The sequence below is a fragment of the Agrobacterium sp. CCNWLW32 genome (assembly GCF_037083425.1).
GTDB classification, from domain to species: domain Bacteria; phylum Pseudomonadota; class Alphaproteobacteria; order Rhizobiales; family Rhizobiaceae; genus Agrobacterium; species Agrobacterium radiobacter.
In genome coordinates this window covers 101,892-124,173 of the sequence record NZ_JBAOJM010000010.1, presented here as the reverse complement: position 1 = coordinate 124,173, position 22,282 = coordinate 101,892, and the positions used below count along the sequence as shown (strand labels likewise).

19 protein-coding genes are annotated in these 22,282 nt (G+C 60.7%); 8 read left to right on the top strand and 11 right to left on the bottom strand.

Annotated features, from left to right (window positions below; all coding sequences use genetic code 11):
* Nucleotides 1-10 precede the first annotated feature (10 nt).
* A complete protein-coding gene (locus V6R85_RS19460) occupies nucleotides 11-1,228 on the bottom strand; it encodes an MFS transporter (RefSeq protein WP_099087357.1) in 1,218 nt (405 codons plus the stop codon).
* A 182-nt stretch (nucleotides 1,229-1,410) separates the two neighbouring features.
* Between V6R85_RS19460 and V6R85_RS19455 the strand changes: the two genes are divergently transcribed.
* A complete protein-coding gene (locus V6R85_RS19455; protein WP_003506534.1) occupies nucleotides 1,411-2,349 on the top strand; it encodes an AraC family transcriptional regulator in 939 nt (312 codons plus the stop codon).
* 83 nt (nucleotides 2,350-2,432) lie between these two features.
* On the top strand, nucleotides 2,433-3,071 hold the full coding sequence (locus tag V6R85_RS19450) for a class I SAM-dependent methyltransferase (protein WP_112354816.1): 639 nt from the start codon (nucleotides 2,433-2,435) through the stop codon (nucleotides 3,069-3,071).
* Nucleotides 3,072-3,083: 12 nt separating this feature from the next.
* Here V6R85_RS19450 and V6R85_RS19445 read toward each other — a convergent pair whose 3' ends face one another.
* From V6R85_RS19445 to V6R85_RS19435, 3 genes are read right to left on the bottom strand one after another with little or no spacing between them, the layout of a single operon-like run.
* A complete protein-coding gene (locus V6R85_RS19445) occupies nucleotides 3,084-6,362 on the bottom strand; it encodes an error-prone DNA polymerase (protein WP_112958640.1) in 3,279 nt (1,092 codons plus the stop codon).
* The gene (locus V6R85_RS19440) at nucleotides 6,359-7,876 is read right to left on the bottom strand and encodes a Y-family DNA polymerase (RefSeq protein ID WP_174054501.1); all 1,518 of its coding nucleotides are present in this window, start codon (nucleotides 7,874-7,876) and stop codon (nucleotides 6,359-6,361) included. Before V6R85_RS19440 ends, V6R85_RS19445 begins: the two co-directional genes overlap by 4 nt.
* Nucleotides 7,791-8,555: an ImuA family protein gene (locus V6R85_RS19435; protein ID WP_065695018.1), complete on the bottom strand. Its 765-nt coding sequence runs from the start codon at nucleotides 8,553-8,555 to the stop codon at nucleotides 7,791-7,793. The genes V6R85_RS19440 and V6R85_RS19435 overlap by 86 nt, the downstream gene beginning before the upstream one ends.
* 223 nt (nucleotides 8,556-8,778) lie before the next feature.
* On the opposite strand from V6R85_RS19435, the gene V6R85_RS19430 reads away from it, so the two are divergent.
* From V6R85_RS19430 to V6R85_RS19420, 3 genes are all read left to right on the top strand, one after another.
* The gene (locus tag V6R85_RS19430) at nucleotides 8,779-9,132 is read left to right on the top strand and encodes a DUF1304 domain-containing protein (protein WP_060724711.1); all 354 of its coding nucleotides are present in this window, start codon (nucleotides 8,779-8,781) and stop codon (nucleotides 9,130-9,132) included.
* A gap of 4 nt (nucleotides 9,133-9,136) precedes the next feature.
* The gene (locus tag V6R85_RS19425) at nucleotides 9,137-10,411 is read left to right on the top strand and encodes a glycerate kinase type-2 family protein (RefSeq protein ID WP_112958638.1); all 1,275 of its coding nucleotides are present in this window, start codon (nucleotides 9,137-9,139) and stop codon (nucleotides 10,409-10,411) included.
* A gap of 116 nt (nucleotides 10,412-10,527) precedes the next feature.
* Complete coding sequence (locus V6R85_RS19420) at nucleotides 10,528-10,776, top strand: hypothetical protein (protein ID WP_112278542.1); 249 nt, start codon at nucleotides 10,528-10,530, stop codon at nucleotides 10,774-10,776.
* Between the two features lie 72 nt (nucleotides 10,777-10,848).
* Here the strand turns inward: V6R85_RS19420 and V6R85_RS19415 are convergent, their stop codons facing one another.
* The 6 genes from V6R85_RS19415 to V6R85_RS19390 form a co-directional block, all read right to left on the bottom strand.
* The gene (locus tag V6R85_RS19415; RefSeq protein WP_112593208.1) at nucleotides 10,849-12,036 is read right to left on the bottom strand and encodes a Gfo/Idh/MocA family protein; all 1,188 of its coding nucleotides are present in this window, start codon (nucleotides 12,034-12,036) and stop codon (nucleotides 10,849-10,851) included.
* 21 nt (nucleotides 12,037-12,057) lie between these two features.
* Nucleotides 12,058-13,110 carry a sugar phosphate isomerase/epimerase family protein gene (locus V6R85_RS19410; RefSeq protein WP_060724713.1) on the bottom strand — a complete coding sequence of 351 codons (1,053 nt, stop codon included), beginning with the start codon at nucleotides 13,108-13,110 and terminating at the stop codon, nucleotides 12,058-12,060.
* A gap of 144 nt (nucleotides 13,111-13,254) precedes the next feature.
* The gene (locus V6R85_RS19405; RefSeq protein ID WP_107677408.1) at nucleotides 13,255-14,328 is read right to left on the bottom strand and encodes an ABC transporter ATP-binding protein; all 1,074 of its coding nucleotides are present in this window, start codon (nucleotides 14,326-14,328) and stop codon (nucleotides 13,255-13,257) included.
* 17 nt (nucleotides 14,329-14,345) lie between these two features.
* Complete coding sequence (locus V6R85_RS19400; protein ID WP_003506513.1) at nucleotides 14,346-15,194, bottom strand: carbohydrate ABC transporter permease; 849 nt, start codon at nucleotides 15,192-15,194, stop codon at nucleotides 14,346-14,348.
* Complete coding sequence (locus tag V6R85_RS19395; RefSeq protein WP_003506511.1) at nucleotides 15,187-16,125, bottom strand: carbohydrate ABC transporter permease; 939 nt, start codon at nucleotides 16,123-16,125, stop codon at nucleotides 15,187-15,189. The genes V6R85_RS19400 and V6R85_RS19395 overlap by 8 nt, the downstream gene beginning before the upstream one ends.
* Nucleotides 16,126-16,195: 70 nt before the next feature.
* Nucleotides 16,196-17,497, bottom strand: coding sequence for an ABC transporter substrate-binding protein (locus V6R85_RS19390; RefSeq protein WP_112958637.1), 1,302 nt, complete (start codon nucleotides 17,495-17,497; stop codon nucleotides 16,196-16,198).
* Nucleotides 17,498-17,692: 195 nt separating this feature from the next.
* Between V6R85_RS19390 and V6R85_RS19385 the strand changes: the two genes are divergently transcribed.
* The 3 genes from V6R85_RS19385 to V6R85_RS19375 are packed head-to-tail and all read left to right on the top strand — an operon-like array spanning nucleotide 17,693 to nucleotide 20,704.
* Nucleotides 17,693-18,892, top strand: a complete 1,200-nt coding sequence (locus tag V6R85_RS19385) for an ROK family transcriptional regulator (protein WP_003506508.1) — start codon at nucleotides 17,693-17,695, stop codon at nucleotides 18,890-18,892.
* Nucleotides 18,893-18,944: 52 nt separating this feature from the next.
* Nucleotides 18,945-20,045, top strand: coding sequence for a Gfo/Idh/MocA family protein (locus V6R85_RS19380; RefSeq protein ID WP_112958636.1), 1,101 nt, complete (start codon nucleotides 18,945-18,947; stop codon nucleotides 20,043-20,045).
* Nucleotides 20,046-20,062: 17 nt separating this feature from the next.
* A complete protein-coding gene (locus V6R85_RS19375; protein ID WP_003506506.1) occupies nucleotides 20,063-20,704 on the top strand; it encodes a ThuA domain-containing protein in 642 nt (213 codons plus the stop codon).
* A gap of 45 nt (nucleotides 20,705-20,749) precedes the next feature.
* On the opposite strand, the gene V6R85_RS19370 is transcribed toward V6R85_RS19375, so the two are convergent.
* A complete protein-coding gene (locus V6R85_RS19370) occupies nucleotides 20,750-22,108 on the bottom strand; it encodes an amidase (protein ID WP_112958635.1) in 1,359 nt (452 codons plus the stop codon).
* Between the last annotated feature and the right edge of the window lie 174 nt (nucleotides 22,109-22,282).

The following is a 22,282-nucleotide window of genomic DNA, read 5'->3' as shown; positions in this document are numbered from 1 at the left end:
GAGGGGTGGCTTACCCCTGCGAGGCCTCGACCTGTGGCACCACACCGCGGCGCGACGCCATCAGCGATGCACCGAGAAGGGCGGCAATCGCCACGAAGACGAAGACCATCGTCGCACCCTGAAGATCGATCAGCAGACCGCCCAGAACCGCACCGCTGGAAATCGCGATCTGGAAAGTGGTAAGCAGCAGCGCGCCGGCACTTTCCGCCTCATCGGAAGCGGCCCGGGTGATGAAGCTCTGTACGCTGACCGGAAGCGCACCGAAGGCAAAACCCCAGGAGGCGATGGCAAGGCCGGCAATCAGGGGCGACGCACCCGCCACGACCAGAACGGAAGCCGATGCGGCGATCAGGGTGGCGGCGAACGTCACCGCCCATGCCGTGTTTTTCTCGGAGAGGAAACCGCCGAAGAGATTACCGAAAAAGCCGCCGACACCATAAACCAGAAGGACGAGCGAAATCGCCTCGACGCCAAGAAGCGTCACATCCTCCAGGAACGGACGGACATAGGTGAAACCGGCAAAGTGACCCGCAACAATGAACAGCGTCGTCAGAAGGCCGATCCGGACCTGCGGCCGCTGCAACAGGCGGAACATGGTGGAAAGACCGGGTGCACCGGCCGGCGGCAGCGACGGAACGGTGAGCAATTGCACGACGAGCGCAATGACACCGAGCACACCCGCAACGACGAAGGCCGAACGCCAGCCAAGTGTCGCGCCGATCCACGCGCCCACCGGTGCGGCACAGACGGTGGCGACCGAAACTCCTGTCAGGATGATGGCCATCGCACGCGGCATTTTATCAAGCGGTACGAGTCTCAGTGCCAGCGCCGCGGACATGGCCCAGAAGCCGCCAAGGCCGATGCCGAGCAGGACGCGCGAGGCAAACAGCATAAAGAGACCGTTTGCGAAGGCGGCCAAAGTGCTGGAGATGATCAGCAGCGTGGTCAGCCCAAGCAATGTCCAGCGGCGATCGATGCTGCGTGTGCCAATGACAACGCCGGGGCCGGCGACCGCCGCGACCAGCGCCGTAACGGTAATGGATTGGCCAGCGATGCCGGAGCTGACGGCGAGATCGGCCGAAAGCGGCGTCAGCAGACTGACCGGCAGGAATTCCGCCGTCACCAGCCCGAAGACGCCGAGCGAAAGCGAAACCACGGCGGCCCACTTCGCATCCGGCTCTGTCTTGCGCGGCACATATTCGAGTTCGTTTATGGTCCGGTTGCTCATGAAAATCTCCTGATGCGCATTTCCGGAACGCGCTCTGAAACGGAATGGCAAAATGGTGAAACCGGTGGGAGGCCAGTTCATATTCTGCAAATCAATGGTCGTAAGCTATGCGTGACAGCCCGGCGTTTCCATGCTAGAAAATCCGTATTCCTTAACCAAACATCCAAATTTGCGAGAGCGCCATGAATGATGCCCTGACGGAAATGTTGCGTGGCCTGAGGCTCGACGGCGTGGAATACGGCCGATGCCGCATGGCCACCCCCTGGGCGACAGCTTTTCCCGAGCAGGAAGCGGCACGGTTCCATTTCATCGGTGTCGGCCAGGCGAAATTGCGCAAACCCTCCGGCGAGTGGCTGACGCTGACATGCGGCGACGCCGTTCTTCTGCCCCGCGGCCACGCCCATGTGTTGGGTAGCGGCGAGGATGTGACGCCTACCCCCTTCGACCGTTTCGGCAAGAAGGAAGTCTGCCAGGGCGTTTTCGACCTGCAATGCGCCAGCGCCGGCGGCGATACCGTGGCCTTTACCGCTTCGATGCGTTTCAACATGGATAATCTGCACCCCCTCCTGCAGCTGATGCCGGATGTGATGTTGACCAGTGATCTCGCCAAAAGCGATCCGGCCATTCCGCATCTGCTGGAGGCCATGACGCGTGAGGTGGAACTGAACCGTGTTGGTGCGGGCGGCATTCTGGCAAGGCTTGCCGATGTGCTGACCGCGACGTTGATCCGCACATGGGTGGAATATGGCTGCGGCGATTCCAGCGGCTGGCTGGCTGCGGTGCGCAACCCCGAACTCGGACGGGTGCTGGCCGCCATCCACCTCAATCCCGAAAAGGACTGGAGCGTGGAGGAGCTTGCTTCCCTGATGGGCGCTTCCCGCTCCAGTTTCGCGGAGCGCTTCACCCGCGTGGTGGGCGAAAGCCCGGCGCGCTATGTGGTGCGCGTACGCATGCACCAGGCACGGCTGTGGCTGCGCGAAGGCATGCGCGTGACGCTGGCGGCGGAAAAACTCGGTTACGATTCCGAAGCCTCCTTCAGCCGCGCCTTCAAACGCGTGCTCGGCGCACCGCCCAGCCAGTTTCGCCGGAAGGACACGGCCGGGTTGGAGGATGCGGCTTAAAAGCTACAAACAAACCGGATAGGATATCCGCGTGAGAGCAGATCCGCCCGAAGCGGAAGGGCGCCGTCCGGGGAGCATCCACCATGAGTATTGCCGACGACGCCCGTTTCTGGAACCGGACCGCTCGGAAATATGCAAAGGGCAGGATTTCGGATGAGGCCGGATATGAGCGCACGCTGGAGCGGACCCGTGCCCTGCTGAATCCGGATGACAGGGTATTGGAACTGGGTTGCGGCACCGGGACAACGGCGATCCGGCTTGCGTGCAGCGTCAAAGACTATCTTGCGACGGATATTTCCGCCGGCATGATCGCAATCGCCGAGGAAAGAAAACACGCCGCCGGCCCTCTCCCGAACCTCGTTTTCAGCACTGCGACCGTGGAAACGCTTGCCCCCGACCCTCATCAGTTCAACGTGGTGCTGGGTTTCAACTATCTTCATCTGGTGCGCGACCTGCGCGGCACATTGCAGCACATTCATTCCCTGCTTGGCCCGCGCGGGCTGTTCGTCACCAAGACCCCCTGCGTTAGGGATATGAACCCGTTTATCCGCCTTGTCCTGCCGGCGATGCGTGCGATCGGCAAGGCGCCCTTTGCCGGCGTGTTCAACGCGGCCGAGCTTGGCCGGCATATAAACGCCGGCGGTTTTGACATTCTGGCCACGGAAATCCACGCGACAAAGGGCAATGACAATCGTCCTTACATCGTGGCGCGCAAAAGGTGATCTGAGCCGTCTTCAGTGAAAATTGCGGGAAATGACCTTTATCCGCTCCACCTCCTCCGCATCGTCCACGGCAGGCGGCGGATGCTTCCTGATAGTGCGGTGATCATCCGGTGGAATGCCGTGGTGGAACTCATCGCCACGCCCATGCGGCAGGGGAAAGGCATGGTTGCGTTCGCCCACGCTGGCCAGCGCCTCCGACAAATCTGTCAGCCGATGGGCGACCAGATGCACCACCTCACCCTCCCGCTGGATCTTGCCGTAAATACCAACCATGCCGGCGGACAGCACCACGCGCCGGTATTTTTCGAAGGTTTTTACCCACAGCACCGCATTGGCGATGCCCGTCTCATCCTCCAGTGTCATGAAGATCACCCCCTTTGCCGAGCCGGGGCGCTGGCGCACCAGCACCAGACCCGCCGTTTCCAGCCATGCGCCATCACGGGCGCGCACGGCCTCCGCACAGGTGACGATACGGCGGCGGGAAAGATCGCGCCGCAGGAATGTCATGGGATGTTCGCGCAGCGTCAGTCCGACATGGCCGTAATCCTGAACTACCTCACCACCGTCAGTCATGGGCCTGAGCGCGACGGAGGGTTCCTGAAGCTCATCCACCACGGCATTTTCCCGACTGGCGGCGGCGGCGAAAAGCGGCAGCGGCTCATCCCGCAAGGCCTTGATGGCCCAGAGCGCCTCGCGTCTGGCAAGCGAAAGCGACGGTAAAAAGGCATCGGCTTCCGCGAGACAGACGAGGGCAGCGGCGGGAACGCCCGCCCTTCGCCAGAGATCATCCACCGAGGCAAAAGACCGATCCTGCCGGGCGGCGACGATATCAGCTGCGTGATCGTTAGAGAGTCCCTTCACCATGCGCAGGCCAAGCCGCACGGCGTAGCGCTCTTTACCATTCCCATTCTTCTTGCCCGTAGGCTCCAGCGTGCAATCAAAACGGCTGTTATTAACGCAGACCGGACGCACCTCGACGTCATGATCGCGCGCATCACGCACGATCTGCGCCGGGGCGTAAAACCCCATGGGTTGCGAATTGAGAAGCGCCGTACAGAAAATATCGGGATGATGGCATTTCAGCCATGAGGAGGCATAGGCGATCAGCGCAAAGGAGGCCGCATGGCTTTCAGGAAAACCATAGCTACCGAACCCTTCGAGCTGCTTGAAGATACGTTCGGCAAATTCTTGCTCATAACCACGCTCCACCATGCCCGTGACGAGCTTTTCCCTGAATTTGGAAATGGTACCCACATTCTTGAAGGTCGCCATGGCTCGGCGCAACTGGTCCGCCTCATCTGCGGTAAAACCGGCGCAATCCATGGCGATCCGCATGGCCTGCTCCTGAAACAGCGGAACACCCATCGTCTTTTTCAGAATATTTTCCAGTTCCGGTTTTTCATAACGAACCGGCTCCTTTCCCTGTCGGCGACGCAGATAGGGATGCACCATATCCCCCTGAATGGGGCCGGGGCGAACAATGGCGACCTGAATGACGAGGTCATAAAACTCCTTCGGCCTCAGGCGCGGCAACATCGACATCTGCGCCCGGCTCTCGATCTGGAATGTGCCGAGCGTATCGGCCTTCTGGATCATGGCATAAGTGGGCCCATCATCCGGCGGCATGGCGGCGAGATCGTATTTCTCTCCAGTGCGCGCCTCCAGCAGATCGAAGCCGCGCTTCATGCAGGAGAGCATGCCGAGCGCCAGGCAATCCATTTTCATGAATTTCACGACATCGATATCGTCCTTGTCCCATTCGATGATCTGGCGATCATCCATGGCGGCGGGTTCGATCGGCACCAGTTCGTCCAGCCGGTTATGGGTCAGCACAAAGCCGCCCGGATGCTGGCTATGATGGCGCGGTGTGCCGACAAGTTGGTTGGCCAATTCGAAGGCAAGCTTCAGGCGACGATCCTCCATATTGAGGTTCAGTTCCTTCACCTGCTTTTCACCCACCCCCTCGCTCCAGCGCCAGACCTGCGAGGATAGAAGCTTCGTCAGATCTTCCGGCAGGCCCAGAACCTTGCCGACATCGCGCAGCGCCCCACGCCCGCGATAACGGGTGACAACGGAGCAGAGCGCAGCCTTGTCACGGCCGTAGGTGTCATAGACCCACTGGATAACCTCCTCGCGCCGCTGGTGTTCAAAATCCACGTCGATATCAGGCGGTTCTCCCCGGTTTTCGGAAACGAAACGTTCGAAGACGAGATTGCTGAAAAGAGCGGGATCGATGGCGGTGATGCCAAGTACAAAACAGATAATCGAATTGGCTGCCGAACCGCGCCCCTGACATAGGATATCTTTTGAACGCGCATAACGGACAATGGCACTCACGGTCAGGAAATAGGAGGCATATTGCAACCTGCCGACAACCGCCAGCTCATGCTTGAGCGCCTTTTCCACCTTCTCCGGCAAACCTTGCGGATACCGCCCCGGCACCGCTTCCCAGACCATCTTCTCCAGCGCCTGCTGCGCCGTCAGCCCCGGCAGGCTGCGCTCCTCGGGATATTGATAGACCAGTTCCTTCAGTGAAAATTTGCAGCGCTTCGTGATTTCGAGACTGCGGGCCAGCGCTTCGGGGTAGCGGGCAAATAGCCGGTGCATTTCCTCCGGCGGCTTCATATAGCGGTCGGCATGCCGCTCGCGGCGGAAACCCGCCTCGTCGATGGTGCAATTATGCCGGATGCAGGTGACGACATCCTGCAGCATGCGCCGCTCGGGCACATGGAACAGTACGTCATTGGTCACCACCGTCGGTATACCTGCGACTTGAGCCATATTGGACAATTCGAAAAGCCGCATCTGGTCATTGGGACGTCTTCTGAGGCTGAGCGCCATATAGGCGCGATCCGTAAAAGCGGCTTTCAGCCGCCGCAGGCGAAGTGCGCAGAGATCATCGGCGAGATCGGCGAGCAGCACCACGATCAGACCTTCGCCATAGGTAACGAGATCGTCCCATGTGAGCCGGCATTTGCCCTTGCCACCCCTCTTTTTGCCAACGGACAGCAGGCGGCAAAGCCGGCCGTATGCCGGGCGATCCATGGGGTAGACAAGCACGGAAAGATCGTCATCCAGATCGAGCCGGCAGCCGATGACGAGCCGGATGCCGTGGGTGCTTGCCGCCTCGTAGGCGCGGGGAATGCCCGCAAGGCTGTTGCGGTCGACAATGCCGAGCGCCTCGATGCCGAGGTTTTTGGCCTGTTCGAAAAGCTCCTCGCAGGAGCTTGCGCCGCGCAGGAAGGAAAAATGCGTGGTCACCTGAAGTTCGGCATAACGCGGCGTGCTCATGCAAAGACCCCGTGGATGAACCAGCCCTGCGAGCCTGTCTCGGCATGTTCGCCATCGCCGGAGCGGAAAATCCAGAAGCGCTCGCCGCTTTCATTTTCCACCGTGAAATAATCGCGCACGGCTTCCTTTTCCCGGTCGCGTTTCCACCATTCGCCGAACACCCGTTCCGGCCCGTCGGCGCGCCGCACATTATGGCGCACGCCTTTCCAGATGAAATAACGCGGCGGATGGTCCGGCAGCAGCGCCAGCGTCTCGATGGGTTCCGGCCTTGCAAAAAGCCTGACCGGACGAGGCCAGTGGCCGGGCCAGCCGAGGGTAGCCTCAGATGCAAGCGCCGCAACGCGGGCAACGGAGCGTTCCGGCACATCGCTTGCCACCGCCGCATAACGATAGACCCTGTGGCCGCGATTGAGGATAACATCGACCGTATCGGCGATGTCCGCACGCCCCTCCTCCAGAAGCGAGGACCGGGCCTGCGCGGCGAGAAGCGGCTCGGCATGGGTGGCGGTCAGCACCATCATCTCGATGCCGAAACCGGGATCAATGGTGTCGATACGGTCGGTCAGAAGCCGGACAAGCTGCTTGATGTCGCGCACCGGTCTGGAGGTGCCTGCGCGTACCGCCTGCAGGCCGCTATCGACCCGGTGCAGCACCAGATCGACCCGGCGGGCACCAAGGCCGCGTTTTTCAAGTGCTGAGCAAAGCCCCGTGACCAGCTTCTGCGTATAACGGGCAATCGTTTCCGCCGCCACAATCGGCTCGGGAAAGGCGCGACGCACCTCCACCAGTTCGGCCACGCGCACCGGCTCTATGGGTTCGCCGATCTCCCCGAAAGCCTGGGAAAGACGCCGGACGAGTTCGGGGCCAAAACGCAGGGTCAGCGGCGCGCGCGGGGCTTCGGCAAGCTCGCCGATGCTGCGAAAGCCGAGTACCTTCAACCCGGAAACGATACGCTCCTCCAGCCTCAACGCGGCAAGCGGCAACCCGCTGATCGCTGCCCGCTGTCCGCCCGGCGGTATGATGCTGATCTGCTCGCGGCCGAAGCGGGCCAGCGCATGGGCAGCACCCCAGCTATCGGCAATGGCAGCACGGGCGGCAAAGCCTGCGGCATGCAGGCGGTTGACCATGCCGCTCAGCATCAGCGTCTCATCGCCGTGCAGATGGTCCGCTCCCGCCGTGTCCAGCACCAGCCCATCAGGCGTATCGGCGGCGACGATGGGGGCATAGATGCGCAGAAAATGAAAGGCCAGCTGCTGCAGGGCGCGGGCATCTCCAGCTGCATCCAGATCTTCCACCAGAAGGCCCGGCACCAGCGCCTGCGCCTTGCTGACCGGCGTGCCGGGCCGGATGCCCGCCGCCTTTGCCGCTTTGTCGAGCGCCAGCACCAGCCGGCGGCTGCCCTGGCGGCCGATCATGACCAGCGGCTTTTCAACCGGCGGCGCGTTCTCTCCCGAAAGACGCCGGAAGCGATCCGTCGGCCATGTCGGCAGGTAGAGCGATACGACCCTTTGCATCACAGGCTTCCACTTCAAATTCAGCGCTTTCGCCGCCGCGACATCGCAAAAGCTCGAGAAACCAGCGCGGCCTGCCCACCCCCGGCACCGGCAAGGGCGAAGAAGGACGGACGGAGATGCGCCAGCGGGTCACCGCCGCCGTCGGTTCGCCGTACAGCGCCGCATCGGCCGCACGCCGGAAACGGCGGATGGCGATGCCGGTAACACCGGAGGTTTCCGCCGCCAGTTGCAGCCGTCGCGATGCGTTCATCGGCAGTTTTGCCACCTCACCCATCACCGCGCCGAAACCATTGCAGCGCAAGCCCTCCTCGAAACAGTCGAGCACGCCCTTCTCATCGCGGCATTCAACAATGATGAGCCGGTTCTGCGAAAGGCCGGCCTGCGTCAGCCCCGGCATGAACAGATCCCGCCGGGTGACGCACCATAAAACCTTGCCGGAAAGCCTTGCCGCCACACCGGCCGCAAAAAGGGCGGCCGCCGCACCATCGGCAGCGCCATTGCCGCCGCCGCTCAGCTCATGCAGACAGCCGAGCTTGAGCCCGCCTCCCGGCAGGCGATGGTCGATGGCATCCACGCCGAAAGGCAAGGTCTCGTGCAGCCGCTCAGGACCGTTACCGATCCTTTCCAGCCTTTCACGCAGCTCTTCGACAACGAGCAACTGATCCGCGCGCTTTTGCATGGCATGACAGGTTTCAATTCCGGTTATTCATCTCTATTGTTCTTGTTTTGTTCCTATTTCAGCAAAGAGTCAAGCAACAGGTCACCACTCTTCAACAGTTTGCACGGGAAGAGGAGATTCTGGCCTTGCAGCCCTTCGTGCCACCGTTAAAACGGAAGTGTCCGCTCGCCACCTGTTCACCCTGACAACGGCTACGGACATCATGGTTTGGAGGAAACCGCCGATGATCGCCAGCATTCTGATTGCCGTGGTTGCGGCCATCCATATTTACATCGTCATTCTGGAAATGCTGCTGTGGGAAAAGCCAGCCGGGCGCAATGCTTTCGGTCTTTCGGCGGATTTTGCCCGGCAAACAAAAGTGCTTGCCGCCAATCAGGGCCTTTATAACGGCTTTCTCGCAGCGGGGCTGATCTATGGGCTCACGCAGGGCGATGAAGGGCTGAGCTTCAAGGTTTTCTTCCTTACCTGCGTTCTGGTGGCCGGTATTTTCGGCGCCATGACAGCCAATATGAAGATCCTGTTCATTCAGGCGTTGCCGGCATTGTTTGCGCTCGGCTTCCTCTGGATCGGAGCATGAACCGATGAGCGCATGGAACGACACGTCCGCAAGAGACGCCCTCAACCGCATCTTCATGGCTGCAGTCGCCAGCGCCGATCCGGCAAAGGTGTTGCAACACCACCTTCCATCTCCGCCCAAAGGCCGGTGCGTGGTGGTGGGCGCCGGCAAGGCCTCGGCCGCGATGGCCGCAGCGCTTGAAGCGGCATGGCCACATGTCGATCTCTCGGGTGTGGTGGTCACGCGTTACGGCCATGCCGTCCCGACTGCGCATATCGAGATCATCGAGGCTTCCCATCCCGTGCCCGACGATAGGAGCGCGGAAGCGGCAAAACGCATTCTCGCCGCCGTCGAGGGATTGACCACCGACGACATGGTGATCGCGCTGATTTCCGGCGGCGGTTCGGCGCTGATGGTGGCACCGGCCGAAGGCATGACACTTGCGGACAAGATGGCCGTCAACCGCGCTTTGCTTGCTAGCGGCGCGACGATTTCCGACATGAACGCCGTGCGCAAGCATCTCTCCCGCATCAAGGGCGGACGGCTGGCGCTGGCCGCCATACCGGCCAAGGTTGTTTCGCTGCTGATTTCCGACGTGCCGGGCGACGACCCCTCGGAAATCGCCTCCGGCCCGACGGTTGCCGATCCGAGCGACATCGAAACCGTGCGGGAAATCATCTCCCGTTATGCGCTCGATCTTCCGGAAAACGTGCGCAAGGTGCTGGAAAAAGGTGAGGAAACCCCGAAGACCGGCGATATCGACGAGGATATCCGGCTCATTGCCGCTCCTTCGCTCGCCTTGCAGGCGGCAGCGGATGAGGCCGTGAAACTCGGGCTTACGCCGCTCATCCTCGGGGATTCGCTGGAAGGCGAATCCAAGGATGTCGGGGCTGTCATGGCCGGTATAGCGCTCTCCGCCAGTCGCAAGGGCCTGCCGGTCAAGGGCCCGGCCGTTTTGCTTTCCGGCGGCGAAACCACGGTCACGATTGGCAAGGGGCCAGCCGGCAAGGGCGGCCGTAACACGGAGTTCCTGCTGAGCCTCGCACTGACGCTGAAGGGCGCGGGCAGCATCTGGGCCATTGCCGGCGATAGCGACGGCATAGACGGCGTCGAGGATGCGGCGGGTGCTGTGGTGACGCCGGATACGCTTGCCCGCATGCGCGAAGCCGGTGTCGATCCGCGTCAGTCGCTCGTAAGCCACGACAGCTACACCGCTTTCAAGGCGGCAGGAGACCTCGTCGTGACGGGTCCGACCCTGACGAATGTGAATGATATCAGGGCGATTTTGATCGGGTGCTAGCGGGGGAACTCGCAGCGGCTGCTGCCCTCAGAGGGCGCGCATCACAGGCAAAGGCCGTTTTTGACTATGCCCTCGGACAGGAGTAATCTGGCGGGATATCCTTTGGAGCCTCAGCCATGCGTACTGGAGTGCTCATACTTGGCCTGATCATGGCCCTTATTCCTACCTTGGCGGATGCCCATAATTGCAAATGCCGAAATCGCGGCACCATGTTCGAACTCGGCCAGACATCCTGCCTGAAGGTCGACGGTGGCTCCTATCTCGCGCGCTGCGAGATGAAGCTCAACGTTTCGTCCTGGACCAAGCTTCAGGACGGCTGCCCCATAACGGAACGGGCGCAGCGACAGACGACACGCGTCAATTGATCCCGTCCGCAGATGACGTCAGGGGCGTCTTCTCCCCGGCAACGGGGAGAAGAAATATACCGCAACCTCGTCTTACAGCTTCACCCAGCCGCCATTCTTCTTGCCGGACTCGATGCAGGCCGTAACAAAGGCGACGCCTTTAACCCCGTCATCGACGGTCGGGTAAATAACCGCCTTATCGAGCGCCGAGCCGGTGCGGCGGGCTTCGATGGCGTGCGCCGCCTCGGTATAGATGGTGGCGAAGGCTTCGAGATAACCTTCCGGATGGCCGGACGGAATGCGGGTGACGCGTGCTGCCGCAGCTCCTGCCCCGGCACCGCCACGGGTGATGAGCTGCTTCGGCTCGCCAAGCTTCGTGAACCAGAGATAGTTCGGATCGGCCTGCGTCCACTCGATGCCGGCCTTGTCGCCATAAACACGGACCTTCAGCCCGTTTTCGTGACCGACCGCAACCTGGCTGCACCAGAGTAGCCCCTTGGCTGCCTGCTTGCCGCCCTTCGGCTTGAAGCGCAGCATCACATGCGCATTGTCATCCAGCCGGCGGCCTTCGACAAAGGTATGCACATCCGCCGCCAACTCATCCGCTTCCAGACCGGAAATGAAGCAACCGAGATTATAGGCATGGGTGCCGATATCGCCGGTGGAGCCGCCGACGCCGGACTGAGCCGGATCGGTGCGCCAGACGGCCTGTTTCGCGCCGGTCTGTTCCACCGCTTCCGTCAGCCAGTCCTGCGGATATTCCATCTGCACCAGACGGATCGTGCCGAGCGCGCCTGACTCCACCAGTTCCCGCGCATGCCGCACCATCGGATAGCCGGTGTAGTTGTGCGTGAGGATGAACAGTGCATCGGCCTTGTCGGCCAACTGCTTCAGCTTTTTGGCGTCTTCCAGATTGGAGGTCAGCGGCTTGTCGCAGATGACATGGATGCCGCGCTCCAGAAACGCCTTCGCTGCCGGATAATGCACATGGTTGGGGGTAACGATCGCCACCGCCTCGATGCCATCCTCGCGCAGCGCTTCCTTTTCGGCCATTTCCTCGAACGAACCATAGCAACGCTCGGGATCGAGCCCCAGCTCGTGGCCGGAAGCGAGGGATTTTTCCGGCGTCGAGGACAGGGCCCCTGCCACGAGATCGAAACGATTGTCGAGCCGCGCCGCCATGCGGTGAACGCCGCCGATAAATGCGCCCGAACCACCACCGACCATGCCAAGGCGAATCCGCTTGTTCGCCTTGTCCGTTGTCTTTCCTTCAATAGCCATAATATCTCCCCTGAAATGCTTTCAAAGCCCAAGCATACGGCGGTTGGCCGCATCATCGGTGCCGCTTGATGCGAAATCGTCAAAGGCTTTTTCCGTGACGCGGATGATATGCGCCTTGACGAATTCCGCCCCTTCCCGGGCGCCGTCTTCAGGGTGTTTCAGAGCGCATTCCCATTCGACGACGGCCCAGCCGTCAAAATCATTGGCCGCCATCTTGGAGAAGACCGCACCGAAATCAACCTGCCCGTCGCCCAGCGAACGGAAGCGACCAGCGCGGTTCACCCAGCCCTGATAACCGCCATAAACGCCCTGCCGCCCGGTCGGGTTGAACTCCGCATCCTTGACGTGGAACATCTTGATGCGGTCCTTGTAGATGTCGATATTGTCGAGATAATCGAGGCATTGCAGCACGTAATGCGAGGGATCGTAGAGCATGTTGGCGCGCTTGTGGTTCTTCACCCGCTCGAGGAACATCTCGAAGGTGACGCCGTCATGCAGATCTTCGCCCGGATGGATTTCGTAGCAGACATCCACGCCCTGCTCATCGGCGTAATCGAGGATCGGCGTCCAGCGCTTCGCCAGTTCGTCAAAGGCTGTTTCCACCAGACCGGCCGGACGCTGCGGCCACGGATAAACGAACGGCCAGGCAAGCGCGCCGGAAAACGTCGCATGCGCCTTGATGCCGAGATTTTTCGAGGCTTTCAGCGCGAGCTTCACCTGCTCCACCGCCCATTGCTGACGCGCCTTCGGGTTGCCGCGCACTTCCGGTGCGGCAAAACCGTCAAAGGCCTCATCATAGGCGGGATGAACGGCGACAAGCTGGCCCTGCAGATGGGTGGAAAGCTCGGTCACTTCCACGCCGTTCTGGCGTGCGACACCAGCGAACTCGTCGCAATAGTCTTTCGATTCCGCTGCTTTTTTGAGATCGATCAGCTGCCCGGCCCAGGTCGGCACCTGCACGCCGGCGTAGCCCTTTTCCGCCGCCCATTTGGTAATGCCGTCCCAGCTGTTGAAGGGGGCTGCATCACCGGCAAACTGACCGAGAAAAAGACCCGGCCCTTTGATCGTTCTCATAAAAATCTCCTCCTGCATCGATACAGTTGTGCGGTAACCCGCTTTGTTCCCAAGCGCCAAGCTAACCGCTCGTGATTTTCAAACAAGCCCCAAAAGCGGAGGGGCAAGAGAATTTCCGTATTTCATTTAAAAGACGGGAGGCGCTTAAAGCGCCAGTCCGCTCGCCCTGTCGAAGACGTGCACACGCTCATGATGCACGGTGGCTGCAAACGGGGTGTTCACCTTCACCGGCTGCTCGCCATCCACCACTGCCGTAACCTGATCGCCCGCCAGTTCGAAGACCACATGGGTCTGCGCGCCCGTCGGTTCCACCAGCACCGTCCGTCCGGTAAGCGAGATATCGCCGCCGATCGCCGAACCGATGTGCTCGGGGCGAAGCCCGATCGTCACCGGCTGGCCGCGCTTGACCTTGCGGGAGGCGGCAATGCGGATCGCGGTGCCGTCCTTCAGCCGGGCGGCGGGCTGGTCACCCTCGCCATCGACCACGCCTTCGATGAGGTTCATGGCCGGCGAACCGATAAAGGCGGCGACGAAGAGATTGGCGGGTGTCTTGTAAAGTTCGAGCGGCGTGCCCTGCTGTTCGATGCGGCCGTGATTGAGCACCACCACCCGGTCTGCCAGCGTCATGGCCTCGATCTGGTCATGGGTGACATAGATGGAGGTCGTCCCGACCTTCTGGTGCAGAGCCTTGATTTCGCTGCGCATCTGTACGCGAAGCTTGGCATCGAGGTTGGACAGCGGCTCATCGAACAGGAAGACGGCCGGGTTGCGCACCACGGCGCGGCCCATGGCGACACGCTGGCGCTGGCCGCCGGAAAGCTGCGAGGGCTTGCGATCCAGAAGCTTGCCGAGATCGAGCATGCGGGCGGCTTCCGCAACACGTTCTTCAATGACGTTTTTCGGCTGGCCGGCGAGCTTCAGATTGAAGCCCATGTTTTCGGCCACCGTCATATGCGGATAAAGCGCATAGGACTGGAACACCATGGCGATGTTGCGCTCGCGCGGGGTCATGCCATTGACCACCCTGTCGCCGATGAGAATATCCCCATCGGTGATCTCCTCCAGCCCGGCGATCATGCGCAGAAGGGTGGATTTGCCGCAACCGGAAGGCCCGACCAGCGCGATGAATTCACCATCCGTTATATCAAGCGAGATGCCGTGGATGACATCGAGCGCGGCATAGGACTTGCGGATATCCTTAAGTTCGACGGAAGCCATTTTTTGCTCCTTTCACGTCACGATTTGACGGCACCGGCCGTCAGACCCGCGATGATGTGTTTCTGTGCGAGGAAGAAGACGATGACGGTCGGCAGGATCGTCAGCGTGATGAAGGCGAGAACGAGCTGCCATTCCGTGCCGAATTCGCCGCGATAAACCATGATGCCGAGCGGCCAGGGATATTTCGATTCCGAATTCAGCATGATGAGCGGAAGGATGTAGCTGTTCCAGCTGCCGACGAAGGAGACAATGCCAACGGTCGCCACGATCGGCCGCGAAAGCGGCACGGAAATATGCCAGAAGAAGCGCAGATAACCGCAGCCATCCACGAAGGCCGCCTGAAACAGCTCGTCCGGCAGATTACGGAAATAATTGCGGAACAGGAGAATGCTCATGCCCAGCCCGAAGGCTACCTGCGGCAGCACCACACCCCAATAGGTATCGAGCAGGCCGAGATCGCGGATACGAATGAACAGCGGCAGGATGGCGGTCGCCGCCGGAAACATCAGCCCCAGCAGAAAATAATTGAGCAGGAAGGACGAGCCGAAGAATTTCACATGCGCGAAGGTGAAGGCCGCCATGGCCGAGACAGTCAGCGTCAGGAATACCGTCAGCAGCGCGATGACCAGCGAGTTGAAGATTTGCAGCCAATAGCGTTTGCCAAGCAGGATATCGCCGTAGTTGGACCATTGCCATTCGGCCGGAATACCGAACGGGTTGACACGCAGGTCTCCCAGCGTCTTGAAGCCGCCGAGCGCGGTGGTGAGCAACGGGATAAGCACGATGGCCGCAATCAGGCTCAGCGATATATAAAGATAAAGCTTGGTTTGCAGCGGCATGCGGACGGAAGTGGATGTGTCAGTCATGGCGCATGAAAATCCTTTTGTAACCGAAGGCGAGCGTCACGCAGATGACGAAGAGAACGACGCCGACTGCGCTGCCAAGCCCCACCTGCATGCGCATGACGCCGTAGGTGTAGAGGAAGGTGACCATGGTTTGTGTGGAGTTGGACGGGCCGCCGCCGGTGAGCGGCATGATCATGTCGAACAGCTGCAGCGAACCGATCACAGCAAAGAAGACGGACAGGCGCACCGTGGAACCGAGCATCGGCAGCGTGACATAACGGAATTTCTGCCAGCCGGACGCGCCGTCGATTTCGGCTGCTTCCAGCACGTTCTTGTCGACGGATTGAAGGCCGGCGATGAACAGCATCATATGGAAACCGAAATATTTCCAGACGATGACGCCGAGCACGGCGTAGATCGCCACATCCTTGTCGGCCAGCACGTAAGGATTTGCGAAGCCGAAGAAATTGGAAATGGCGGCGAACAGACCATAGTCGCCATCATAAACGAAGCGCCAGATCAGGCCCGCTGCGACGTCAGCCAGAACATAAGGCAGAAAGAACACCAGCCGGAAGGCGACGACGCCGGGAATGCGGTGCGCCAGCATCATGGCCAGCCAGATCGCCAGCGGAATCTGGATCAGGATAGAGATAAGGATGATCAGGCCGTTATTCATAAGGGCCTGCGAGAAGGCGGCATTACCGAACAGGACCTGGAAATTCTTCAGACCGACGAAATCGGTCGGTGTGCCGTAACCGTTCCAGCGGTAAAGGCTGTACCACGCCGCCTCGCCCATGGGCAGGATGACGAACAGGGTAAAGAGCAACAGCGCGGGCGGCAGAAACACCAGAAGGGTCAGCGCCCGGTCATGCGCGACCGAACTTTGCTTGCGCTTGGCCTTTGTCGCGCCGCGCGCCGGTATGGACGCAGAAGTCATGGAAATATCCGTCATCTCTATCCGCTTTCATGGAGGCAGATAAGCAGCGCCGCACATTCGCGGCGCTGCCATGAAAACCGTCAGATCAGCGCAGTTCGAATGCGTCCTGAATCTGCTGGGCGCCCTCTTCGGAGGTCATCTGGCCGGAAACGATCTCGACTGAAATATCGTTGACGACGCGGCCGACGGCGGCGCCCAATGTCTGGTCGAAGAAGTTCTGGTGCCAGGTGGAGGCGGCAAGCTGTTTTGCCGAATCCGCCAGCAGCGGGTTCTTCACCGCACCGGCGGCACCCGTGGCAACCGGCAGGATCATGCCGGCGGTCGCCATTTTCTCTTCGCTTTCCTTGCTGGTCAGGAAGGCCGCGAAATCGATCGCTTCCTTGGAAGCGTTCTTGGTGAGCGCCCAGCCGTTCAGGCCGCCCAGCGTATCAGTGGCCTTGCCAGCACCGCCTTCGACAACCGGGAAGGCGAAGCGGCCGATATTTTCAGGGGCGAGCCCCTTGCCGTCGCCCGCATTCTTGCGCTGGTTGGCTTCCGTATTGTCGAAGCCGAGAATAATTGCCGCCTTGCCGTCGCCGAAGACGCCGAGCGCCTGTGGCCAGGTGGAGCCGAGATAGCCGGGCTGGAAGGGTTCGAGCTTGCCGAACGCGGCCAGCTGTTCACCGGCCTTGATGATCGCCGGGTCCATGAAACCTTCGCCTTCGCCCTTGCGGGCGGCATCGAACACGGCCTGCCCGCCATTGCGCATGACGAGATAGCTCCAGTAGAAATGGATCGGCCATTTTTCACCGCCGCCGCCGGCGATTGGGACGATACCCGCTTCCTTGATCTTCTTGACCGTGGCGCTGAAATCGTCCCAGGTCTTGATGTCCTCGGCCTTCACGCCGGCCTTGGCGAACAGTTCCTTGTTATAAAAGAAGCTGACGAGGCTGACGCGGTAAGGTACCGCCCAGACCTTGCCGTCAAAGGACAGGCCGTCGATTGCGGACGCATTATAGGCCTGACGCAGCTTGCCGCCATCGGCGTCGAAAACTTCGGTCAGATCTTTCAGCGCGCCGGTCTTGGACTGTTCCTCAAGGACGCCGCCACCCCAGCTGTAGAAGAAGTCAGGCACGTCATTGGATTGCAGCAGCGTCGGCAATTTTGCCTTGAAGGCCTCGTTTTCGAGGAACTGCAGCTGAACATCGACATCGGGATTCTTGGCCTCGTATTCCTTGGCAATCTCCTCCCAGACAGCCACGGATTTGGGGTCCAGCTCCACATGCATCCATTTAACGACGGTCGCTGCCGAGGCGCTGGCCGCGCCGAGCATCAGGGCTATGCTTGTCGTTGCGGCAAAGGCAATCCGCCTGCCGCTCAGGCTTGCGCCTGCGTGCCAATACGTCATGATCGTGATCCTCCCTGGGGTTCCTCACCATTTATTCCCCAATGCGGATTAATTCACCCCACGCCCTGCCCGATGTCAAGGCGGTTTGCCAATTTTTTACCCAAACCGCTTGACACACCCCTCCCGACAGACGTTATTTAATCCGCAATCCGATATAAATTCGTTTTAGATCGAACCCGATCGCAGCAGGACCTCATGAAGACCGCAGACCCCGAATTGATGCGCGCGATCAACAGGCTGAGCGTGCTTGATAGCATCCGCCGCCATGGCCCGATCTCGCGGGTGGAAATCAGCGAAAGAACGCAGCTCTCCACCACGACTGTTTCGGCGATTACCGCCTCGCTGCTCGATGACGGGCTGATTCTCACCCGCCATATCGGTGATATCCGCACCGAAGGGGCGCGCGGCAGACCGCGCGTGATGCTGGAACTGAACCCGGATGCCGCCCGCGTTGTGGGCGCCAAGATCGCCGCAAACCGCATGGTTTTCGTCGTCACCGATTTTTGCGGCAATGTGCTGTCCACCCTTGCCTTGCCGATCCGCGTCGACCGCCAGCCCATCGGAGTCATCGCCGATCTGGTGGAAGACGGCGTACGACGCTGCGTCGTCGATGCCGGTCTTTCGCTTGAGGATGTGGACATGGTCTGTCTCGGCCTGCCCGGTGTCATCGAACACCGCACCGGCAGGATCCGCAGCAGTCCTATCCTGCGCGAAGTGAACGTCAACTTTGCCGAGGAAATGACGGCGCGGCTGAATTCGCCAACCATCATCGAAAGTGACGCCCACGCCATCACGCTCGCCCACCACTGGTTCGGCCATGCGCGCGATCTCGAAGACATGGTGCTGATTTCGCTGGAACAGACACTCGGGCTTGGCGTGCTGCACCAGAACCAGCTGTTTCGTGGTGCGGGCGGTCTCAGCCACAATCTCGGCGACCTCGTCATCGGCCTTGCCAATGAAGGCACGGTGCGGCTGGCAAGCCAGGCGGGCGAAAATGCCATTTTAGGCTCGCGCCCGGTGGACGGGCGTTTTGCCGAAGCGATCCGGCTCGGCCGTGGCATGCAGCATGCCCATGCGCTGATTGCGGCCGAAGATCACGATCTCATCGCAGCGGCCCTGCGCGCCGGCGCAGCACTTGGCCTGACACTTGCCAATATCGTCACGCTGTTTGCGCCGCCGCGGGTCATCATCACCGGCTCCAGCCTCGAACTTGGCGAACCTTTCATCGCCAGCATTCGCAACAGCTACAACGCCGCCGTGCCGCCATCGCTGGCCGGTGTCGCGGAACTGGTTTTCGATGTTGCGAGCGACGAATTGTGGGCGCAGGGGGCCGCGGCCGTTGCGCTTTACGAACTTTACGAATCGCCATGGAACACAACCGGGCCAGCGCTCTAGCCCACGGGGTTGAGCACAGACCCAGGTATTTCTGATTTACGGGAGGAATCATATGAACAAGGTCGGTATCGGCATCATAGGCTGCGGCAACATTTCCAGCGCCTATCTCAAGGCCATGGCGTCGTTTCCCATTCTCGACATTCGCGGACTGGCGGATATGAACGAGGAAGCGGCGAAGGCGCGGGCGGACGAATTCGGCCTGAAGGCAACCAGCATCGACGCACTTCTCTCCGACCCGTCAGTGGAAATCATCGTCAACCTGACGATCCCCAAGGCGCATGTGGAAGTGGGCCTGCGCGCGCTCGATGCCGGCAAGCACGCCTATTCGGAGAAACCGCTCGGCATCAATTTCGCGGAAGGCAAACGCCTTGCAGACGCGGCAAAGGCAAAGGGCCTGCGCATCGGCTCGGCTCCGGACACCTTCCTCGGTGGCGGACACCAGACCGCGCGCCGCTTGATTGACGAGGGTGTGCTGGGCCAGCCCGTTGGCGGAACAGCCACCTTCATGTGCCCCGGCCATGAGCGCTGGCACCCCAACCCGGCCTTCTATTACGAGGTCGGCGGCGGGCCGATGCTCGATATGGGCCCCTATTACATTACCGATCTCGTTAACCTGTTCGGCCCGGTCGCCAAGGTGGCGGGCTTTGCCGTTGCACCGCGCAATGAGCGCCTCATCACCAGCGAACCGAAGAACGGTGAAAAAATCCCCGTCCATGTCGCCACCCATGTGTCCGGCGTGCTGGCCTTCGAGAACAGCGCCGTTGTGCAGGTGGGCATGAGCTTTGATGTGGCGGGCCACAAACATGTGCCACTGGAACTCTACGGCACCGAAGGCACGCTGATCGTGCCCGATCCCAACCATTTCGGCGGCGAGGTGCAATTGCTGAAAAAGGGCGGCCAGTTCGAGTCGCAGTCGCTGTCGTCGCCCTATGCTGACGGCAATTATCGCTCCATCGGCGTTGCAGATATGGCCTACGCGATCCGCGAGAACCGTCCGCACCGCGCCAATGGCGATCTCGCCCTGCATGTGCTGGAAGTCATGGAAGCCTTCCAGACGGCATCGGACAGCGGCACGACCGTTTCCATCACCACCAAAGCGGAGCGCCCTGCGCCGCTCGAAACATCGCTGGTCGACGGCCAGCTCGGCAAATAATCCCGAGGAGGAAATAAATGCGCGAAGCACTCATCGTCTGGGGCGGCTGGAGCGGCCACGAGCCGCAGGAATGCGCCACCATCGTCAAGGACATATTGGAGGAAGACGGTTTCAAGGTCTATGTGGAGCACAGCACGGAGGCTTTCGCCGATCCGTCGGTGCATGATCTCAGCCTCGTCGTGCCTATTGTCACCATGTCGAAGATCGAGAAGGAAGAGATCAAGAACCTCACGGCCGCCGTCGAAAACGGCGTCGGCATTGCCGGTTTCCATGGCGGTGCAGGCGACAGTTTCCGCGAATGCGTGGAATATCAGTTCATGATCGGCGGCCAATGGGTCGCCCACCCCGGCAATATCATCGATTACACGGTCAACATCACCCGCCCCGACGACCCGCTGATGGAGGGAATTTCCGATTTCCCCTATACGTCGGAGCAATATTACATGCATGTCGACCCCTCCAACGAGGTGCTGGCCACGACGAAATTCACCGGCGACCACGCCTGGTGGATCGACGGCGTGGTGATGCCGGTGGTCTGGAAACGCAAATATGGCAAAGGCCGCGTCTTCTATTCGGCGCTCGGCCATCAGGCCAAGGAATTTTCCGTACCGCAGATGAAGACCATGTTTCGCCGCGGCGCCAACTGGGCGGCGCGCTGAAGCGTGCATTGAGAGGCGGCCAAACAAGGCCGCCTTTTCCTTTCATCAGCCGCGAATAATCTCTTCCGCCGCCATCGCCACGCTGAGAACATGGTCATCCGAGCCGTGTAGACCGGAAAGCAGCAGGCCAACCGGCATGTCTGCTTCACCCGTCCCGCAAGGGATGGAAACGCCGCAGAGATCGAAGAAATTGCCGATCTGGGTATTTCGCAGGGTTTTCGCATTCATGGCGAAAAAGGCATCGTCGTCATCGAGAAGCGGCGCGACCTTGGCCGCAACATGCGGCAATGTCGGAGACACCAGCAGTTCCTGCCTGCCGATCATGCCTGAAAACGCCGCCGTCATGCGTTCGCGCGCCTCGATGATGGCGATATAATCAGGCATTGAAATATTTGCACCAAGCCTCGTTCGCGCAACCACGCGCGGGTCCATGCGCGCGGCATCCACACCTTCCAGCCGTGTCTTGTGCAGGGTAAAGGCTTCCGCCGTCACCAGCGCACCCTTTTCTTTGATAAGATCGAACAGTTCCGAAAAAATCGGGAATGCCTGCCGCCGCACCGACGCACCGGCGCGGACAAGACGTTCCACCGCCTGTTCGAAAGCGGCTGCAACGCCATCCTCTATGCCATCGAAAAATACAGTTTCCGGCACCACCAGCGAAAGGCCCGCGAGAGGCGCACGCTGGACGTCTGCAGCCGCCTTGCCGCGCATGGCGGCATCCACCCAGACGGCGTCCTGCACGGTGTGCGTGAGCGGCCCGAGCGAATCCAGGCTTTTTGCCAAGGGATAAACGCCACGCATCGAATAGCGGCCGCGGCTTGCCTTGTAACCCACCACACCGTTGAAGGCGGCGGGAATACGCACCGATCCGCCCGTATCGGTGCCGATCGCCACCGGCACCAGACCAGCGGCGACAGTGACGCCCGCGCCGGACGAAGAGCCGCCCGGCAGACGGTGACCATCCTTAGAAGCAGGATTGCGTGGCGTGCCATAATGCGGATTGATGCCGAGACCGGAAAACGCGAACTCGCTCATATTGGTGCGGCCGATGCAGATCATGCCCGCCTGTTTCAGCGCCGTCACCACATCAGCATCGCGAGACGCAGGCGCATCATCCGCAAGCACCGTCGATCCGGCCGTGGTCGCCATGCCTTCCAGATCAAAAAGGTCCTTCCAGGCCACCGGAATGCCATCAAGCACGCCACAGGAACGGCCCTCGGCAATGCGTTTTGACGCGGCTTCCGCCTCCACCATGGCCCGCGCGGCCGTCAACTCGACAAAAATGGCCTGATCGCCCTCATTGCCGATCGCATCCAGCGTCTCCTCCGCCAAGGTACGCGGATCGAGATGGCCGCTCTGGATGAGAACGGAAAGCTGCGCGATATTTTTGCCTCTGTGAGCCATGGATATCTTCCCTGAAAACGGCATGTTGCGCACAACATGCCGTTTATCCACCCGTTGGCAAGGTCAATCATCGCGCGATCTATGCCCCACACGCCAGATCAGGAAACATGACGAAGATCGCAGAATTTTGGAGTCTATCCTTGACGCTTCATCTCTAACCTCCGATTTTTTCAA

Bases quoted from the DNA above. Each gene is read 5' to 3' on its own strand.
- V6R85_RS19425 (WP_112958638.1), top strand. From the start codon at position 9,137: ATGAGCGCATGGAACGACACGTCCGCAAGAGACGCCCTCAACCGCATC.
- V6R85_RS19430 (WP_060724711.1), top strand. From the start codon at position 8,779: ATGATCGCCAGCATTCTGATTGCCGTGGTTGCGGCCATCCATATTTAC.
- V6R85_RS19405 (WP_107677408.1), bottom strand. From the start codon at position 14,328: ATGGCTTCCGTCGAACTTAAGGATATCCGCAAGTCCTATGCCGCGCTC.
- V6R85_RS19455 (WP_003506534.1), top strand. From the start codon at position 1,411: ATGAATGATGCCCTGACGGAAATGTTGCGTGGCCTGAGGCTCGACGGC.
- V6R85_RS19445 (WP_112958640.1), bottom strand. From the start codon at position 6,362: ATGAGCACGCCGCGTTATGCCGAACTTCAGGTGACCACGCATTTTTCC.
- V6R85_RS19450 (WP_112354816.1), top strand. From the start codon at position 2,433: ATGAGTATTGCCGACGACGCCCGTTTCTGGAACCGGACCGCTCGGAAA.
- V6R85_RS19385 (WP_003506508.1), top strand. From the start codon at position 17,693: ATGAAGACCGCAGACCCCGAATTGATGCGCGCGATCAACAGGCTGAGC.
- V6R85_RS19435 (WP_065695018.1), bottom strand. From the start codon at position 8,555: ATGCAAAAGCGCGCGGATCAGTTGCTCGTTGTCGAAGAGCTGCGTGAA.
- V6R85_RS19390 (WP_112958637.1), bottom strand. From the start codon at position 17,497: ATGACGTATTGGCACGCAGGCGCAAGCCTGAGCGGCAGGCGGATTGCC.
- V6R85_RS19460 (WP_099087357.1), bottom strand. From the start codon at position 1,228: ATGAGCAACCGGACCATAAACGAACTCGAATATGTGCCGCGCAAGACA.
- V6R85_RS19400 (WP_003506513.1), bottom strand. From the start codon at position 15,194: ATGACTGACACATCCACTTCCGTCCGCATGCCGCTGCAAACCAAGCTT.
- V6R85_RS19375 (WP_003506506.1), top strand. From the start codon at position 20,063: ATGCGCGAAGCACTCATCGTCTGGGGCGGCTGGAGCGGCCACGAGCCG.
- V6R85_RS19420 (WP_112278542.1), top strand. From the start codon at position 10,528: ATGCGTACTGGAGTGCTCATACTTGGCCTGATCATGGCCCTTATTCCT.
- V6R85_RS19415 (WP_112593208.1), bottom strand. From the start codon at position 12,036: ATGGCTATTGAAGGAAAGACAACGGACAAGGCGAACAAGCGGATTCGC.
- V6R85_RS19380 (WP_112958636.1), top strand. From the start codon at position 18,945: ATGAACAAGGTCGGTATCGGCATCATAGGCTGCGGCAACATTTCCAGC.
- V6R85_RS19410 (WP_060724713.1), bottom strand. From the start codon at position 13,110: ATGAGAACGATCAAAGGGCCGGGTCTTTTTCTCGGTCAGTTTGCCGGT.
- V6R85_RS19395 (WP_003506511.1), bottom strand. From the start codon at position 16,125: ATGACGGATATTTCCATGACTTCTGCGTCCATACCGGCGCGCGGCGCG.
- V6R85_RS19370 (WP_112958635.1), bottom strand. From the start codon at position 22,108: ATGGCTCACAGAGGCAAAAATATCGCGCAGCTTTCCGTTCTCATCCAG.
- V6R85_RS19440 (WP_174054501.1), bottom strand. From the start codon at position 7,876: ATGCAAAGGGTCGTATCGCTCTACCTGCCGACATGGCCGACGGATCGC.